The following is a 16,541-nucleotide window of genomic DNA, read 5'->3' on the forward strand; positions in this document are numbered from 1 at the left end:
CACCACGTAAGCCAGCGGCAGCCCGCCGTCACGCGGCCCGGCGCCGGCTTGCTAGTGCGGGCGGTGCTCTTGCACGGCGCGGTCGCCATGGAACCGCGTTTCGACGCTGATCGATAGCCACTCAGTTAGACCCCCAGCCGCGACCAGAGGGCGCATCTATCGATTGGATGCGCCCTCTGAGAGGCCGTCCGGCCACCCAATGACGCGCTCGGTGGTGACGCCTCGAAGGTTGGCCCCATCCCACCGGGCCCCGGTGACGTCCGTGCGTCCGTACTCCGGATCGTGAGTCCTAACGTAGCTGAACTGCGCGTAGGACAGATCCGCGTCGCGCAGGTCGGCATCCCGCAGATCGCAGCCAGCAAAGCTGGAACCCCGGAGAGACGCACCCCGGAGGTCGGCACCACGGAAATCACAAAACTTGAAGGAGTGCCTATCGAGGGTGCGATGCCGAAGATCGCGACCCACGAACGACTGCCTCGTCGCGCCGGGCAGGATACTCATCCGCGAACCGTAGCCCGATCGCCCGTTGCCGGAACACCGGCTTTCTACGCGCTCACATGCGACGCATCATGCGGCGCAGGGCAGCCGGCCGCCGGCCTGTGTGGAGGACTTTCTAGTACGTCTATCAAGGCGGCCCCGAATGGCCCGCACGCGCCACCGCCCGGGCGCGCGCCGGCCACTGTCGTTCCACGGCCGTCACGCCTGATGCCCGGCGGCTGGCGCGGAGAGCGGGGCCCCTGGGGTCGCCGCAGACGGGATAGCGGGGAGTGGTGGAGGTTCGTCGCCGGCAGCCGGGCGCGCCGCGCCTGAGCAGCGCGGCGCAGGGAAGGGCACAACAGCGGGCGGTGTGTGGGCGTGCCCGATGCGCGCTGACAAGCCTGGTAGGGAGCTGCGCCGTCTCTAGCGTCCTTTGGACGTGACAAGCCGATGGGCTCCGAGTGCCGGCGCGAGCGCCCACCGGCGTGCCAGTAGAGTGGCCGCGCTCAACGCGCCAGCGACGATCGCAACCTCGAAGAACACGACGGGCAACGCCGTGCTGTAGCCGGTTGCCCAGGCGAAGCTCATCGTCACTGGAGTGATCAGGATGCCGGCGATGGGCAGTAGCAAAGCCATAGTCCAAACGGTTCGGCCGATTGCCGCGATGTCACTCATCCGGATCTTTACGGTGAGGAGCGCGCCGACGAATGCGACTACCGCGCCTACGTATGGCGCGTTTGGCAGCCACCACAGGAACACCCACGCGAGAGCCAGGCCCGGCGTCGCTCCGGCGAGTGCGGTGAGTAGGAGCCGCTTGGTGTCGTACGGTAGCCGGCTCGTGCCAGCCTCGGTGGCGATGTTTCGGGCGAATGCTCGAATGTCGGAGTCTCCCAGCAGCTGCTCGGGTGTGACCCCGTCGGCGACTGCTGCCTCCAGTTCCTCACGTAGGTCATTGGCTAGAGCCGTGCGATCCCGCTGCGCGATGCCCATGGATCGCCACTCGTGTTCTGCGACGGCGATGACGTCGTCCACGTTCTGCATGCCTACCTCCTGTCGGTTGACGCGGAGGGCTCCACGTCGGCGATCGTGGCGTTGATCGTGTCGGTGAACCTTGTCCACTGCCGCGTCCACGCGGTCAGCCTGCCCTGACCCTCTTGGGTGATTGCGTACACCTTTCGTGGTGGACCGGTGGGGCTGTCCTCGACCTTGTCGACGACGAGTCCGAGCCGGCGCATGCGGGTGAGCAGGGGGTAGACCGTGCCGTATCCGACCGCTTCCAGTCCAGCGGCGTTGAGTCGGCGTACCAACTCGTAGCCATGGGCCGGTTCCTTCGCCAGCAACGCGAGCATGCACATGTCGAGGGCGCCACGCAGCAGTTGAGTTTGGCGGTCAGCCTCCGAGCCCGCTGCCTCGTCGGGAGGTATCATGCGTCGCATAGTAGTGCCAGGTAGTAGGTGTGGTCAAATAGCGCGCTGGGGTTTCGCGATTCTATGGACTAGCTGGTGATGCGGGAGTTGTGGCGAGACGTGATCGGGCCAGTGCAGCACGGCCAGCGTGATTAGCTGCTGACAGCAGCGGGCCGAGACGAAGGCGACCAAGGTCGGCCTCGCATGGATGGTCGGCCAAGACCGGCGAGGACGCGGGACTCACGCGGACGAGGCGCGCAGTTCTTACAAGCGAGGGGTCGGGCAGCGAGGTAGCAAGAAGGCAGCGCGAACATCGGCATGGGTCGACCTCGAACGTGAAACAACCACGTCCGGCACTTTGCTTCTCGACGGGAACCGTCACCAGTTGACAGCGGCCGACAGCTTCGGACCGCATACTCCCCGGCGGGATTCCAATCCTCGTCGGAGGATGTTCCCTGCTAGGTCCGGCAGGCAGTGGCGGTCGTTACGTTCTATCGACGCTCGATGTACCGTCGGTAGTGGTTGTCCGCTGGCGAGAGCTGGGGCGGGTTCGTCCTTCCTGCGCTGGGAGCGTTGTTGTGTCGCATGTCGATCCGCGGTTCGGGGCTCAGTTGCGGGTTCTGCGTGCCGGCCGGGGTTTGTCTCTGCGGGCGCTCGGGCAGCTCGCGCATCGGGGGAAGAGTCACCTGCATGATCTGGAGACGGGTGCGAAGGCTCCGACGCCCGAGACGGCTCGGCATCTTGATGGGGTTCTTCAGGCTGGAGGTGTGCTCGCGCGGCTCGTTGGTCGGCCTGTCGATCATGACGCTGAAGCCGATGATCTGCTTGCGCGGGTGCGTGCCAGTGATGTGAGCGCCGAGACGCTGACCCGGATCGAGGCGAGCGTCGACGATCTGGCCAGCGCGTACGCGACCACCCGGCCGGTGGATCTGCTTCCGATGGTGCGGAAGCACTTGGCGTATGTGGGCCGGCTGCTGGATGGTCGGGGGACTCTGGCGCAGCGGCGGCGTCTGGTCGTTGCGGGCGGCTGGTTGTCCGTGCTGCGTGCGACGGTGCACGTCGATCTTCAGCAGCGTTCCGCCGCCGGCGCGCACCTGGTCGCCGCTGCCACGCTTGCCGATCATGCCGAGCATTCGGAGATCCGGGCGTGGTGCCTGGAGACCCGGGCGTGGGATCGACTCACCCAGGGTGAGCACCGGCAGGCGATCGGTCTGTCTCAGCAGGCCCAGCGGGTGGCACCTCGGGGAAGCTCGGCGCACATTCAGGCGACGGCTCAGGAGGCGCGGGGGTGGGCGCGGGTGGGTGACGTGCGGCGGACCCGTGGCGCGCTGGACCGCCTGGAGCGGTTGACCGCGAACCTGCCCGTGCCGGAGCGGGCTGAGCACCATTACCGGTACGACCCGACGAAGGCGCTGGCGTACACGGCGACGACGCTGTCGTGGGCGGGTGACCCGGCCGCCGAGCAGGTGGCCCGGGTGGCGTTGGCGGAGTTGGACCCGCGCGGTGATGGGGGTGACCGGCCACGGCGGTCCGCTTCTGCCCGCCTGGATCTGGCGTTGGCGTTGGTGGCCGCCGGCCAGCCTGACGAGGCTGGCGCGGTCGCCGCTGAGGCGATCCGTTCCGGGCGGGTGGCGTCGTCGAACTGGTGGCGGGCGCGCGAGGTGCTCCGGCGGGTTGAGCAGACCGACGCGGCAGGGGCGTCGGTGCTGCGCGAGGTGTACCAGGCGTACCGGCCCGTCGGCTGACAGCGGACAGCCGACCCGACCAGCGGACACCCAACACCTTTGAGTAACCGCCCGATCGCTCAATGCTGTGCTCGAGGGCGGGATTGGCGCGAACACACCAGATGGCCGCGACCCGCTCATAGCCGGGCGCGGCGGTGTCGGTCCTTCCAAGAGCACGCCGCCGCGCCCCTACCAGCGGAGGTGGGATGAGCGACAGCGGTTCGGTCGAGGGCAGAGGCGAGCAGATCCAGCAGGCGGAACGGGAAGCCGCCAAACGACGGATCCTGGCGCTGGCCGAGAAGGAACGGATACCGGCCGAGGAGACGACCAGGGCGGTGCCGGACCGGCGGTGGCGTCGTGGACAGCAGTAACCTGTTGCCGGTCGGTCGGCGGGTCGCGTACTGGCGGGGACGGCGCAAGCTCTCCCAGCAGGTGTTCGCCGACCGGCTCGGCAAGTCCAAGAGCTGGGTCGACAAGGTCGAGCGGGGTGTCCGGTCGCTGGACAAGATGTCGATCCTCCAGGACATCGCCGCCGTGCTGCGCATCGACACGGCGGTGCTGCTCGGTCGGGACACCCGGCCCGCCGACGTGACCGGGCGGGTCGAGGGCGTCGAGCGTGTCCGGGAGGCCCTGTCGACGTACGACATCGCGGTGGGCCGGTCGGCGGCGCGCTGTCAGGTGTTGCCGGCGGATCGGCTGGCGCGGGAAGTCACGCATGCGTGGATCACCTTCCAGCACGCCCGGTACCCGCAGGTGACCGCGATGATCCCGGAACTGTTGGCCGGCGCGCAACGCGCCCACGCCGACGAGCCGGGATCGGGCCGCTCGGTGCTGGTCGAGGCGTACCGGGTGACCGCGTCGCTGCTGGTGAAGCTCGGCGAGGCCGAGCTGGCCTGGCTGGCCGCCGACCGGGCCATGGCCACCGCGACCGGTGAGCCGGTGCTGGTGGCCACCGCCACCGTGCAACTTTGCCAGGTGCTCCGGGTGACGGGGCGAGCGCGGGCCGCCTTGTCGACGGCGCTGGCCGCCGCGTACCGGATCGCCCCGGCTGACCCCGACGACGCGGAAGTACCGGAGCTGTCGCTGTGTGGGACGCTGCTCGTTCAGGCCGCCCTGGCGGCGGCCCGCCACGGCGACGACCACACCACCGCTGATCTCATCGACGAGGCTGCCGCCATGGCCGCCCGCGTCGGTGACGGCCACGACCACCACCACACCGCGTTCGGGCCGACAACCGTCGACCTGGCCCGGGTCGCCGCAGCCCTCGACCTGGGCAACGCCGGCGACGCGGTTGCCTGGCACGAGAAGACCACCAACCGGGACGGATGGCGGTGGCTGCCCGCCGAACACCGCGCCGCGCACCTGCTCGACGCCGCCTGCGCCTATCTCCAGGCCGGGGACCCGACCAGCGCCGGTCGGGTCATGGTCGAGGCCGACCGTACGGCACCGGCCGAGGTACGCCAGCGCCCCGCCGCCCGATCGGTGCTCGCCCAGGTAGCCCGTGACCCGCACGCCCCGGCCACGATCATCCAACTCGCCGCCGCGCTCGGGGTGACCTGACCATGACCGCACCGTTCCTGTCCCTGGCCCAGATCCGCAACCGGCTGACCCTCACCGCCCGCTGGGTCCTCCGCGACCATCAACCCCGACCCGACGGCCGCTGTCCGATCTGCCGGGCAGCAGACTGCTCGGTGGCCACCGCGGCCCGTGACGTGCTCCGCGCAGCCAAGGAAGTACAGCTGTGGAGTACAGCAACCGAGCCGACCGCACCCGACCGGGACGACCCCCAGCAGGACGGATGATCTCGGACGACACCCGATCCGACCGTCTTGCCGAGAGTTCACACCGAAGGCGCGGCGTCCCCGCTACGCCGCGAGCTGCATGCACAGGTCACTCACCGCGCCGGTCAGCTCGGCGAGCCGCTCCACGATCTCGCGCCGCTCAGTGCTGCGCACCCTGCGGCGGACGTTCCAGCCGCAGCCGCAGCCGCAGCCGCAGCCGCCGATGACGATGCGCGCCGCGAGGATCCCGAACCCGCTGCCCACGAGGCCAGACGTCGCCAGCTACGCGGTTGGGCGGGGCGTTCCGGGCCGGCCGCTAACGGTCACGAACCCGGCCCGCCCTGCCAGACAGATGGCATCAGGGCTAGACCAGTATGAACAACCCGGCGGCTAGCCCGACATGATGCCTCTGATCAGCGAAAATCGGGTGATGCGCGAGGTTCCCGCCAGGTCCGAGATGTTGCCTCGGCGGCCTCAACCTGGCCGGTTGGGTCTTGACGTAGCCAGGGGCAGCATGGATTCTCGTTACTGGCATAGACCAATCCACAGACCCCGACCCGGGCTCCGGCCCCGACGGCCCGATCGGCTCCCATGCTGACCCGACGGCCGGCGGATCTTGTGCCGGTCAGCCCCTGCATGCCACACCATCGCGCTCCGAGCCGGCGCGCGCCGGCAACAGCTACCGACCCTGAACCAACAAAGTGGAGGTCGCGTGTTCCTTCTACGCTCATCTCGCGGTTGTCGCCGCGCTGTCGCATTAGCCGCATCGGTCACGCTTTCCGTGGGCGTGCTGGCCCCCCTGCCTGCCAGCGCCGGGCGACCGGAGGCCAGCCATACGGCTCGAATCCTGCCGGTGCCGCAGCAGATCGACTCGCGTCCGGGATCCGTGGCGCTGCCCGACAACATCGATGTTGTCGCGGGCGAGGCTGCCGACCCGGCAGCGCAGACAACGCTCGTGGAGTTGCTCTCCGCACACGGCGTCACCGCCCGGATCGTGCGCCAGAGTGACCTGGCGACACGCGCACCGATGATCATCCTGGGCGGGCCGCGCGAGACGCTGGCGAGCACCGATGCGCTACGCGCCCTCAACGTCGTGGGTCCGGAGTCGCTGCCCGGTCAGGGGTACGTGTTGGCGGCTGGTCACGATAACCGTGGTCGGTCGCGGATCGTGCTCTCCGGTGTGGACGGCACCGGCACCTTCTACGCGGTCCAGTCGCTGCGCCAACTGCTCGCAAAGAAGGGCTCCCGGGTAACCGTCGACGGCGTGCAGGTCCGCGACTGGCCGGGGTACCAGGTCCGTGGCGGTATGGAGTCCTTCTACGGACCGGTCTGGTCGCAGGAGGACCGGCGCTCGCAGATCGAGTTCCTGGCGCGGCACAAGATGAACCAGTTCTTCTACGGACCGGCCGACGACCTGCGCACCGGTTCCAACTGGAGCTCGTTGTACGAGGCGGCGGAACTGGCCCGGCTGAAGGAGATCGCCGACCTGGCGAAGGCGCGCCATGTCGACTTCGTGTACCGGATCTCGCCGGAGGCGCCGATGGCGCCCAGCAAGGGGATCTGTCACGTGCGCGAAGCCGATCGGGCCAAGCTGCTGGCACGCTTCGAGCAGATGTGGGAGATCGGTGTCCGAAGCTACGTCATCGCCTGGGACGACGTGTCGGGCAACTTCGCCTGCCAGGAGGACCGGGACGCCTACCGTGGAGACCGGTCACCGCTCGCGGTAGCCCAGGCCGAGGTCACCAACTTCATGCAGAAGGAGTTCATCGAGAAGCACCCCGGCGCCAGCCGCATGGTGGCCGTGCCGACGGAGTACTGGGGCATGACGAAGACCCCGTACACGGAGCGCTTCGACGAGCTGCTGAGCACCGAGGTCGACCTGTACTGGACGGGGCCGGCGGTGGTCTCGCCGAGTATCACCGAGGCGGACCTCCAGGCTGCCCAGGGCGTGTGGTCGCGGCACCGGATCATGCTCTGGGACAACTACCCGGTCAACGACTACGCCACCAACCGGCTGCTGCTGGGCCCGCTGAAGAACCGCGACGCCGGCATGGCGGACAAGACGATCGGCATCTCGTTCAACGAGCTCGTCGGTTTCCAGGACGCCTCGCAGATCGCCCTCGGCACCCAGGCCGACTACGCCTGGAACCCGGTGGCCTACGATGCGGAACGCTCCTGGACACACACCCTGCAGATTCTTGGCGGTGACGCGTACGAGGAGCTGAGGCTCTTCGCCGAGAACAACCGGGCAAGCGTCCTGGACGCCACCACCCGGCCGGAGTTTGCGGCGCTCATCACCCGTCTCATCGCCGACTACCGGGCCGGCCGACCCGTGAACGCCCAGCTCGACCGGGTCGACCGTGAGCTGCGCCGCCTCGAGGAACTCCCGACCACGCTACGGGCGAAGCTCGACAACCCGGTTCTGCTCAAGCAGATCGCGCCCTGGCTGGACCGGGTCGGCGTGACCGGCCAGGCAGGTCGGGCGGCCCTGCGTATTCTCAAGGCCCAGGACAAGGGCGCCAGCGAAGCCGCCTGGGTGGCCCGACGGGACCAGTCGAGCGCCCGCCTCATTCTCGACCGCACCTGGCACCAGATCAGCCCCGGTCCGGTCGACGAGCTGTTGAGCTTCGCGGCGTCCCAGAGCGACGCCTACATCGGTGACCGCTGGTACGGGGACCTTGGGGCACCCTCCGGCGCACCGGCCGCCGCATCGGGTTCATCGTTGGGCAGTCTGACCGACCGGCGTGACGACACGCTCTACGTCGCCGCCAGCGTGCCGCAGGCCGGGGACGCGATCACGGTCCCGATCACCAAGCCCCACAAGCTGTCGGCGGTGACCGTGGTGCAGGACGCGACCGCTCCCGCGGACGGCATGATCCAGGCGCTCGTCGACGGCACCTGGGTGGACCTCGGGCAGCTCGCCGACGGATTCACCAAGGTGCGGGCCTCGGACATCGCGGCCAGCGCGGTACGGATCCAGTGGGCTGCCGGTAGCGTCGCGCCGCGCGTCTACGAGATCGTTCCGCACTACTCCGACGTGCTCCGCGGTCGGGTCTCGGTCGAACCGTCGGGTGCGATCGTCGCACCCGGGGCGACCAAGCGGTTCCAGGTCGCTCTCGAGGCGTTCGACGAGGGCAAGGTGAAGGGGAGCGTCACCGCCAGCGGCCCGGCCGGCTGGACCGTCACCCCGGCGACGCAGGTTCTCCAGGCGCGGCCGGACGGTCGGACCATCGTCACGAGGGTGCCGGTTGCCGTTACCGTCCCGTCCGACGCTGCCCGGGGCCGGCACCAGGTGACAGTTACGTTCCAGAAGGACGGCGTCGCGCCGGTGAACCTGCCGCTGACGATCATCGTGGGGGAGGGCAGCTACCCGGACTTCGTGACCGGGGCCAACCCGTCCGGTTACTGGAGGCTGGGCGACGCGGCCGGTTCCAGGACCGCCGTCGACAGCTCCACCAGCGGGCAGAACGGGACCTACCAGAGCGCTGAGCCGGGTGCCGAGGGCGTGCTTGCCGGCAACGGCGCGGCCGACCTCTCGAACGGCTACATCGAGGCGCCGCGCGCCCCGCGTACCAACCTGGCCGGGCCGTTCACGGTGGAAGCCTGGGTCAAGCTCGACACGCTCGTCGCGGCGCCCGGACAGGCGATCATCGAGAGCTACACCGGGCCGGCCGTCAACGGGTTCGCGTTGAGGGCGAGCAACGGTGTCCTGCAGGCGTGGTCGCTCGGCGCTCCGGGGAAGGGACACGGCGTCGTGTCCGGCCGCACCCAGCTGACGCCGAACAAGTGGCACCATACCGCTGCCGTGTTCGACGGATCGCGGCTGACCGTGTACCTCGACGGCGTCGCGGACAGCAGCGTCGCGACGACGGTGGCCCCGGGCAGCGGCACGGCGAGCATCAAGCTCGGTGGTCGCGGGGACGACACGTCCCAGCGGCTGCAGGGTGACCTCGACGAGGCGGCGATCTATGACCGCGCGCTGACGGCGACCGAGATCCAGGAGCACTACTTCGCCGGAATCGGGTAGCCAGACCTTCCGGATGCGCGTCAGCCGCCCTGCGGCGGTGGGCTGACGCGCATCCGGATGGCGTACCGGTCCCCGCGGTAGAGCGACCGCCCGAACTCCACGACCTTGCCCATGTTGTCGACGGAGATGCGCTCTATCAGGAACGCCGGGTCGTCCTCGGCGACTTCGAGTCGCTTCGCCTCGGTGGCGGTCAGCCGCGCGATGGTCACGGTCTGCCGTGCCGATTCGAGTCGTACGCCGAAGGCGCGACCCAGGATGTCGTAGAGCGAGTCGTCGCGCCCCAACACGTCGAGCAGGGTGGGGAACCGCGCAGTGGCGAGGTTGGTCCGTTCCAGTGCCATCGGGATCCCGTCGGCGGTACGGATCCGCTCGATGTAGTGGGTCGGCTCGCCCGGAGCGATGTCGAGGTTGGTGGCGACGGTGCGGGTGGCCGGGCGGGTGCGGGCGCGGTAGCTCTTGGCGCCCGGCGTCATACCGCGCATTCGCATGTCCTCGCTGAACGAGCGGAATATCTCCGAGTGCGTCAGGGTCGGATGCTGCACAAAGGTGCCGCGTCCAGGGACCCGCCGGACCATTCCCTTCGTCTCCAGCGCGTCGATGGAGCCCCGGACGGTCATCCGGGCCACTCCGAACCGCTCGGCGAGCACCCGCTCGGAGGGGAGCAGGGCGCCATCTCGTGAGCTCAGGACCAGGGCGGTGAGCACGTCGGTGATGTGCCTGCCCTTGCCACGGTTCTGCTCCGCCAACAACGACTCAAGCGCTCCGTCGCTCGGCTCATGTCGGGTCCTCGGCACGAGTTTGTCTCCTTCTGCTCGATCGACGTCATCGTACGTGGCAGGGCCGCGCTTCTCGGTGACGTCGGCCTACCCGTTGACCAGCGGTCTATACCAGTATTACAGTCGGGCTCTCCGCCGGTGGGGTGGGGTGGCGACAACAACGATCGGAGAACTGGATGCCCAGGAAGTACGGCGTGTTGGGAGCAGCTGCGATGCTCACCGTCACGCTCGCCGCATGCGCGCCAGGCAGCGGTGACGACGGCGGCGACGGCGGTGACGCCGTCAACCTGAAGGTCTGGGGATGGCGGCAGGAGGATGTCGCGGCGTACAACAAGATCTTCAAGATCTATGAGGACGCCAACCCCGGTGTCACCGTGGAGTACGTCCCCTACAAGAACACCGAATACGACACGATCCTCAAGACAGGGCTCACCGACGCCAACGGCCCGGACGTGGCACAACTCCGTTCCTACGGCCTGCTTCAGCCGCTGGTCGCCGCCGGCGGTCTGGTGCCCCTCGATGATCAGATCAAAGAGTTGGCAGCCTTCTCGAAGCCGGTCCTCGACGGTGCCCGGGGCGAAAGCGACGGAAAGGTCTACGGAGTGCCGTTCGCGCTCCAGACCCTGCACGTGATCTACAACGAGAAGCTCTTCGCCGCTCACGGCATCAAGGCCCCCACCACCTGGGCGGAGATGATCGCGGCGTTCGACAAGCTCAAGGGCGCCGACGTCATCCCGCTGGCCAGCACGGTCACCGACACCTGGATGCTGCCGATCCAGCACGAGATCTTCGGGGCCACGACCTACGGCGGCACCGACTACCTGAACAAGATGATGACCGGCGGGGCGAAGTTCACCGACGGCCCCTGGGTGAAGTCGCTCGAGACCTGGAAGGGCACCAACAAGTACTGGGCACCGCAGTCGTCCGGGGTGAGCTACGCCGACGCGCAGGCGCTCTTCACCTCCGGCCGCGCCGCGATGTTCCCGGGCGGGATCTGGGAACTCGGCGTGTTCGAGAAGGCCAACCCCGACCTGAAGATGGGCATCTTCAACGTGCCGCCCGCGCCTGGCGCGGCGGTCGACAAGACGCTCGTTCCCGGCTACGTCGACGGTTCGTTCGGGGTCTCGGCGAAGTCCCCCAAGCAGAAGGCCGCGCTGGACCTGGTGCGGTGGATGGCGTCGGAGGAGTTCGGCCGGGCGTACTCCAACGAGTTGCGTCAGATCTCCGCGGTCCCCAAGGTCCAGCCCCAGGACGAACTCCTGGCCCAGGCCCTGCGGGCGTACCAGGAGAACCCGAGCCCGTACGTCACCTACGCGTACTTCTCCGGTGGGTCACCCACGGCCTGGGATCTCGCCTCGGCGGCCTTCTCCGACTATCTGCTCGGGCGACGTGCCGCCGCTGATGCGGCCGGACACGTCCAGCGAGGGGTCGATCAGTGGTTCCGGCCCAAGAACTGAATGTCCGTCCTGCCCGGCGGCGACGCCGCCAGGCAGGACGGACCTCACTGGGGTGGATCGCGGCATTCTGCCTACCGGCGTTCGCTCTCTACGGCCTCTTCGTCGTGGTACCTCTGGTCACCGCCTTCTACTACGGGCTGTTCCGCTGGGAGGGCACCCGCCAGGCGGACTTCGTCGGGATCGGCAACTACCGGGAGATCTTCACCCGCTATCCGTTGAGCGATGAGATCGCCGCCGCGCTGGGGCACAACGTGCTCTTCTTCGTCGGCACCATGGCGATCCAGAACACCATCGGGCTGGGCCTGGCCGTACTCCTGCATCGAAACCCATGGGGAAAGCGGTTGTTCCAGACGCTCTTCTCGCTTCCCTACCTGATCAGTCCGCTGATCGTCGGCTACATCTGGTCGCTCCTGCTGAGCCCCACCTTCGGCCCGATCAACCACGTGCTCAGAGGTGTCGGCCTGGACTCGTGGGCACGCCCGTGGCTCGGTGAGCCGGACATCGCGCTGCCGGTACTGATCCTGGTCAACGCCTGGCAATGGATCGGTGGGCCCATGCTCATCTTCGGCGCCGCCCTGGCCGGTGTCCCACGCGAGTTGGAGGAGGCGGCCGCCATCGACGGCGCCTCAGCCGCCCGGGCCTTCTGGAAGGTCAGGTTCCCCCTCCTGATGCCGGCCGTCGGGGTGATCACCGTCCTGACGTTCATCGGGTGCTTCAACATCTTCGACCTCGTCTACGCGCTGGGCGGATCCGACGGCGGCCCCGGAGGTGCCATGGACGTGCTGGGCCTGCTCTACTACCGGACCGCCTTCCAGGGCGGCAGCAACGCGATCGGAGAGTCCTCGGCGTTGGCCATGCTCATCTTCGTGTTCATCTTCGGGATCGCCGTCGTCCTGGAGCGGGTGCTGCGCCGCCGGGAGGTGACGTAGATGAACACCCTGACGACCACCCCTCGTACGACGCCGGAAACCACCGGCGGGTCGGCGCGCCCGGACGGTACCCGCCGGCGTGTGCTCACCCGCGGCATCGGCATCCAGGTCGTTCTGTGGGCGTACGCCGGCATCGCCTTCGGCCCGCTGCTGCTGGTGCTGATCGGCTCGTTCCGTTCCAACGCGGAGATCCTTCGCGCACCGGTCGGGCTGCCCAGTTCGTTCGACGTGAGCAACTACGTCCGCGCCTGGGAGACCGCGTCGATCTCGACGTACCTGCTCAACTCGCTGGCCGTGACGGGCGCCTCGGTGGTGCTGTGCGTCGGCGTGTCGGCGCTGGCCGCCTACGCCCTGGCCAGGTGGCGATTCCGGGGACGCGCTCTGCTGGCGGCGTTCTTCCTGTCGGGTCTGATGATTCCCGCGAAGCTCGGCCTGCTGCCGGTGTTCTACATGTTCCAGTCGATGGGTCTGATCGACAGCCGGATCGGGCTGGTGCTGCTGTACGCGGCGGGCGGCATTCCGTTCTCCGTGTTCGTGATCATGGGGTTCATGCGGGGGTTGCCCGGGGAACTGGAGGAGGCCGCGAGGATCGACGGAGCACACGAGGGACGCCTGTTCGTCTCTATCGTGCTGCCACTGATGCGTCCGGCACTCGCGGTGGTCACGGTCTTCCAGTTCGCGCCGACCTGGAACGACTTCTTCTATCCGCTGGTCCTGATGCGCAGCGGCGACAAATACACCATCCCCGTCGGGCTGACCCGGTTCTTCGGTGAGTTCGCCGCCGATCGCGGCACCCTGTTCGCCGGGCTCGTGATCGCCCTGGTCCCGCTGGCAGTGGTGTTCGCACTGGCGACCAAGCAGATCGTCGCCGGCCTGACCGCTGGGATGTCACGATGACAGCTACCGTGACCATCGACGGCGGGAAATCGCAGCTCCGGATGCTGCTGAGCACCCCAGCCGGTCGCCAGCTCGGGATCGGGCCCGGCTTCGTCTACCAGCCAGGCGAGGACGGCGTCGCCCGGATCCTGGACGCCATCCGCGGCGCTGCGGACACCATCTCGCTGCCCACCCAGGTGGCAGGTGTGCTTGCCGGTCTGACCGGCGTACCGGGTGACCACGCCGCGCGTCGACGCCTCGCCCTCGCCATCACGAGGCTCCTCGGCGGTCCCGCCGCGGTCGTGGAGGACAGCGTCCTCGCCCACGCCGGCGCCCTCGACGGTGCCGGCGTGGTCCTGTGCGTCGGAACCGGGACAACGGTTCTGGCGGTGGCCGCAGACGGCAACTACGCCCGGCTCGACGGGTGGGGCCCACACCTCGGCGACCGCGGCAGCGCGTTCGCCGTCGGGCTGGCCGGGATGCGCGCCGCGACGGCGTCGTACGACCGGGTCGGGCCGGAAACCACGCTGGCCGACCGCCTCGGCGCGGCGCTCGGGGGCACCGACCTGGCGGCGCTCCAGCGGTACTACCGGGACCCCGCCATGATCCCCCGCACGGCGGCCTTCGCTCTCGACGTCCTCGACGCGGCCGCCCACGCCGACCCGGTGGCGGGCCGCATCTGTGCCACGGCCGCCACCGATCTCGCTGACGCGGCGGAGGCGGCGACCACCCGACTCCGCCTGAGCGAAGCGGAACGCCGGGTGTCGTACAGCGGACGGCTACTGGCCCAGGGGAACGTCCTGCATCGGGCACTGTCCGCAGAACTCGACGCCAGAGGGCTGCCGCTGGTCAGCCCCAAGGCCGAGCCGCTCGAGGGCGGCCCCGCGCTACTGCGCGGCACCGGTCCCTACGCCCGCCTGCTGGCGGACCAGAACCCGGGCGGGGACGCGTGAGGGTCGGACACGGGACGGCCCGCTTCGCGGTCGTGCCCGGAGAACCCATGGGTGGATACGTCGACCGATCCCAGGGCGTACAGGGCGTGCTCGACCCGATCGAGGTCCACGTGGTGACCTTCGCCGACGACGGCCACCGGTTCGCGCTGGTGGTCGCGGACCTGGTCTGCGTGAACGTCGACGTCGTCGATCGGATCCGGACCGCCATGCGGGGCATCGGGGTGTCCTCCTGCTGGGTTGCCGCCACGCACACGCACGCGAGCCCCGAGTCGGGCTGTTTCCCCGGCGGTGGGGTCACGCCACGGCCCGTCGGCGAGCGGCTCGTGGCCGCGTCACTCGCGGCCGCGCGCCACGCCATGGCAGCCGAGCGGGCAGCCCGGCTCGGCGCCACCCGCACCCTGGTTTCCGGGCTCGCGGGTCGCCGTAACCTCGCGGACCCGCCGGCGATGGACATCCCCGTCGACACCATCGCGGTCACCGCGGGCACCGACGTGGTCGGCCTGATAGTGATCTCCCCGGTCCACCCGACCGTCCTTCCCGCCGACAACAACCAGGTGAGCGCGGACCTCAGTGGCGGCATTCGCCGAGCACTGTCCGCACCTGACCGATGGGTGGTCGTCGCCACCGGCGCCGCCGGCGACATCAGTACCCGGCACACCCGCCAGGGATCCGGGCGACCCGAAGTGGACCGGCTCGGCACCCTGGTAGCCGGCCGCGTGGAGCCGTCGCCACCTGTCGGCCACCACCCAGCGGCACCGGTACGGCCACCGGTCTCGCGGAACGTCCGACTACGGCCCAAACAGCCGGCGGAGCTCGACGCGTCCGCCCGCCCGACCCCGCAGGTCGGAGACGGTCGGATCCGTCTGGTCCTGCAACAGGGGCTGCGGATCGCGCAGGAGCAGGCCGCCCGCCGGCGCACCGAACCATATGTGGCCGAGATCGCGGCGGTACACCTCGACGGGGTCACGATCGTCGGCGTGCCCGGCGAGATGTTCCTGGAACTGGGCGAAGCGATCCGCTCCGGGGCAGGGGACCAGGTTTCCGACGTCGTCATCCTCGGCTACACGAACGGCTACCTCGGCTACCTGCCCGCCCGCGACACACCACCCTGCTACGAAACCTATGCCAGCCCGGTCAGCGCCGGCAGCGGCGAGATCCTCGTCGAAGCTGCCGTCGAGGCCGCCGTAGAGGCCGCCCGCGACCGTGACCGTTCCAGGAGGAACAGTGCCTGAACCCGCCTACGCCAACATCGCCCGGGGCGCACTCGAACAGATCCTCGCCACCCAACTCGGTGCGATCGAGTCGGCGGCCACGATCGTTGCCGACGCGATCGCCGCCGGTGGTGTCCTGCAGACGTTCGGGACCGGCCATTCGCGGATCGTCACCCTCGAACTCGCGGCGCGCGCCGGTGGTCTCGTCCCCGTCGGCATGCTGGCGGTCAAGGATCTCGTGATGTTCGGCGGCGCCGACCCGGGACCGATCCTCGACCCGACGTACGAGCGCGAGTCCGGCCTGGCCGAGCGGATCTACGAGCTCGCCAAGCCCGCCCCGCAGGACGTCTTCCTGATCGTTTCCAACTCCGGCATCAACGCCGCCGTGACCGAGATGGCGGCGCTGGCCCGTGAGCGCGCGCATCCGATCATCGCCGTCACCTCACTCGCACACACCCGCTCCGCCGGGGCACGTACGACCCAGGGAGCGCATCTCGCCGACCTGGCCGATGTGGTGATCGACAACCATGCCCCGGCCGGGGACGCGGCACTGGAGATCACCCCCGAGGTTCGGATCGGGGCGATCTCGTCGTTCACCGGGGTGCTCATCGCACAGCTCCTCACCGAACTGGTCTGCCGCCGCCTGCTGGAGCGCGGCATCAACCCGCCGGTATACACATCCGCGAATCTCGCCTCGGGCGACGCGCGCAACGCCGACCTCCTGGAGCGGTACCACGGTCGGGTCCGCCCCATCGAACCCTGACTGCGCGGAGGTCAACGAGATCGCGTAGGTGGCCGTGGTGTGGTGCGGAATGTCGTTCGCGACGCCGCACCCATCGCGGCAACCATGGACGCCGCCCGGCGTCCGGCGCCCGAACAGGAACCCACCGCTGCCCAGGCCGGGTCCGGCGAACAACCAGGTTG

The 16,541-nt window shown here is 69.2% G+C and carries 16 protein-coding genes; 11 read left to right on the top strand and 5 right to left on the bottom strand.

What is annotated here, in order from left to right:
- Positions 1-156: 156 nt before the first annotated feature.
- From ACQPZO_RS09140 to ACQPZO_RS09150, 3 genes are all read right to left on the bottom strand, one after another.
- Positions 157-501 carry a pentapeptide repeat-containing protein gene (locus ACQPZO_RS09140; protein WP_433348750.1) on the bottom strand — a complete coding sequence of 115 codons (345 nt, stop codon included), beginning with the start codon at positions 499-501 and terminating at the stop codon, positions 157-159.
- Between the two features lie 399 nt (positions 502-900).
- Positions 901-1,518 carry a hypothetical protein gene (locus ACQPZO_RS09145; RefSeq protein ID WP_433348752.1) on the bottom strand — a complete coding sequence of 206 codons (618 nt, stop codon included), beginning with the start codon at positions 1,516-1,518 and terminating at the stop codon, positions 901-903.
- Between the two features lie 2 nt (positions 1,519-1,520).
- Entirely contained in the window at positions 1,521-1,904 is a 384-nt protein-coding gene (locus ACQPZO_RS09150) for a PadR family transcriptional regulator (RefSeq protein ID WP_433348754.1), read from the bottom strand.
- Positions 1,905-2,422: 518 nt separating this feature from the next.
- On the opposite strand from ACQPZO_RS09150, the gene ACQPZO_RS09155 reads away from it, so the two are divergent.
- From ACQPZO_RS09155 to ACQPZO_RS09170, 4 genes are all read left to right on the top strand, one after another.
- On the top strand, positions 2,423-3,628 hold the full coding sequence (locus ACQPZO_RS09155) for a helix-turn-helix domain-containing protein (RefSeq protein WP_433350902.1): 1,206 nt from the start codon (positions 2,423-2,425) through the stop codon (positions 3,626-3,628).
- 185 nt (positions 3,629-3,813) lie between these two features.
- Positions 3,814-3,978, top strand: a complete 165-nt coding sequence (locus ACQPZO_RS09160; protein WP_433348756.1) for a hypothetical protein — start codon at positions 3,814-3,816, stop codon at positions 3,976-3,978.
- A complete protein-coding gene (locus ACQPZO_RS09165; protein ID WP_433348758.1) occupies positions 3,965-5,167 on the top strand; it encodes a helix-turn-helix domain-containing protein in 1,203 nt (400 codons plus the stop codon). The genes ACQPZO_RS09160 and ACQPZO_RS09165 overlap by 14 nt, the downstream gene beginning before the upstream one ends.
- Positions 5,168-5,169: 2 nt before the next feature.
- Complete coding sequence (locus ACQPZO_RS09170) at positions 5,170-5,409, top strand: hypothetical protein (RefSeq protein ID WP_433348760.1); 240 nt, start codon at positions 5,170-5,172, stop codon at positions 5,407-5,409.
- A 63-nt stretch (positions 5,410-5,472) separates the two neighbouring features.
- On the opposite strand, the gene ACQPZO_RS09175 is transcribed toward ACQPZO_RS09170, so the two are convergent.
- Positions 5,473-5,652 carry a hypothetical protein gene (locus ACQPZO_RS09175; protein WP_433348762.1) on the bottom strand — a complete coding sequence of 60 codons (180 nt, stop codon included), beginning with the start codon at positions 5,650-5,652 and terminating at the stop codon, positions 5,473-5,475.
- A gap of 517 nt (positions 5,653-6,169) precedes the next feature.
- Between ACQPZO_RS09175 and ACQPZO_RS09180 the strand changes: the two genes are divergently transcribed.
- Positions 6,170-9,415, top strand: a complete 3,246-nt coding sequence (locus ACQPZO_RS09180) for a beta-N-acetylglucosaminidase domain-containing protein (RefSeq protein ID WP_433348764.1) — start codon at positions 6,170-6,172, stop codon at positions 9,413-9,415.
- Positions 9,416-9,435: 20 nt separating this feature from the next.
- Here the strand turns inward: ACQPZO_RS09180 and ACQPZO_RS09185 are convergent, their stop codons facing one another.
- The gene (locus ACQPZO_RS09185) at positions 9,436-10,209 is read right to left on the bottom strand and encodes a GntR family transcriptional regulator (RefSeq protein ID WP_433348766.1); all 774 of its coding nucleotides are present in this window, start codon (positions 10,207-10,209) and stop codon (positions 9,436-9,438) included.
- Positions 10,210-10,385: 176 nt separating this feature from the next.
- Here ACQPZO_RS09185 and ACQPZO_RS09190 point away from each other — a divergent pair, with 176 nt between their 5' ends.
- The 6 genes from ACQPZO_RS09190 (at position 10,386) to ACQPZO_RS09215 (ending at position 16,380) form a co-directional block, all read left to right on the top strand.
- The gene (locus ACQPZO_RS09190) at positions 10,386-11,648 is read left to right on the top strand and encodes an ABC transporter substrate-binding protein (protein ID WP_433348768.1); all 1,263 of its coding nucleotides are present in this window, start codon (positions 10,386-10,388) and stop codon (positions 11,646-11,648) included.
- A 104-nt stretch (positions 11,649-11,752) separates the two neighbouring features.
- On the top strand, positions 11,753-12,577 hold the full coding sequence (locus ACQPZO_RS09195; protein ID WP_433348770.1) for a carbohydrate ABC transporter permease: 825 nt from the start codon (positions 11,753-11,755) through the stop codon (positions 12,575-12,577).
- Complete coding sequence (locus ACQPZO_RS09200) at positions 12,578-13,474, top strand: carbohydrate ABC transporter permease (protein ID WP_433348772.1); 897 nt, start codon at positions 12,578-12,580, stop codon at positions 13,472-13,474. It abuts the gene before it with no gap.
- Positions 13,471-14,406: an N-acetylglucosamine kinase gene (locus ACQPZO_RS09205; protein ID WP_433348774.1), complete on the top strand. Its 936-nt coding sequence runs from the start codon at positions 13,471-13,473 to the stop codon at positions 14,404-14,406. Before ACQPZO_RS09200 ends, ACQPZO_RS09205 begins: the two co-directional genes overlap by 4 nt.
- Before the next feature lie 47 nt (positions 14,407-14,453).
- Positions 14,454-15,638, top strand: a complete 1,185-nt coding sequence (locus tag ACQPZO_RS09210; protein WP_433348776.1) for a hypothetical protein — start codon at positions 14,454-14,456, stop codon at positions 15,636-15,638.
- Complete coding sequence (locus ACQPZO_RS09215) at positions 15,631-16,380, top strand: sugar isomerase domain-containing protein (RefSeq protein WP_433348778.1); 750 nt, start codon at positions 15,631-15,633, stop codon at positions 16,378-16,380. Before ACQPZO_RS09210 ends, ACQPZO_RS09215 begins: the two co-directional genes overlap by 8 nt.
- Positions 16,381-16,541: the final 161 nt, after the last annotated feature.

The organism is Micromonospora sp. CA-111912 (assembly GCF_050948415.1).
Classification (GTDB): Bacteria; Actinomycetota; Actinomycetes; order Mycobacteriales; family Micromonosporaceae; genus Micromonospora.

Bases quoted from the DNA above. Each gene is read 5' to 3' on its own strand.
- ACQPZO_RS09140 (WP_433348750.1), bottom strand. From the start codon at position 501: ATGAGTATCCTGCCCGGCGCGACGAGGCAGTCGTTCGTGGGTCGCGAT.
- ACQPZO_RS09145 (WP_433348752.1), bottom strand. From the start codon at position 1,518: ATGCAGAACGTGGACGACGTCATCGCCGTCGCAGAACACGAGTGGCGA.
- ACQPZO_RS09150 (WP_433348754.1), bottom strand. From the start codon at position 1,904: ATGATACCTCCCGACGAGGCAGCGGGCTCGGAGGCTGACCGCCAAACT.
- ACQPZO_RS09160 (WP_433348756.1), top strand. From the start codon at position 3,814: ATGAGCGACAGCGGTTCGGTCGAGGGCAGAGGCGAGCAGATCCAGCAG.
- ACQPZO_RS09170 (WP_433348760.1), top strand. From the start codon at position 5,170: ATGACCGCACCGTTCCTGTCCCTGGCCCAGATCCGCAACCGGCTGACC.
- ACQPZO_RS09200 (WP_433348772.1), top strand. From the start codon at position 12,578: ATGAACACCCTGACGACCACCCCTCGTACGACGCCGGAAACCACCGGC.
- ACQPZO_RS09205 (WP_433348774.1), top strand. From the start codon at position 13,471: ATGACAGCTACCGTGACCATCGACGGCGGGAAATCGCAGCTCCGGATG.
- ACQPZO_RS09210 (WP_433348776.1), top strand. From the start codon at position 14,454: ATGGGTGGATACGTCGACCGATCCCAGGGCGTACAGGGCGTGCTCGAC.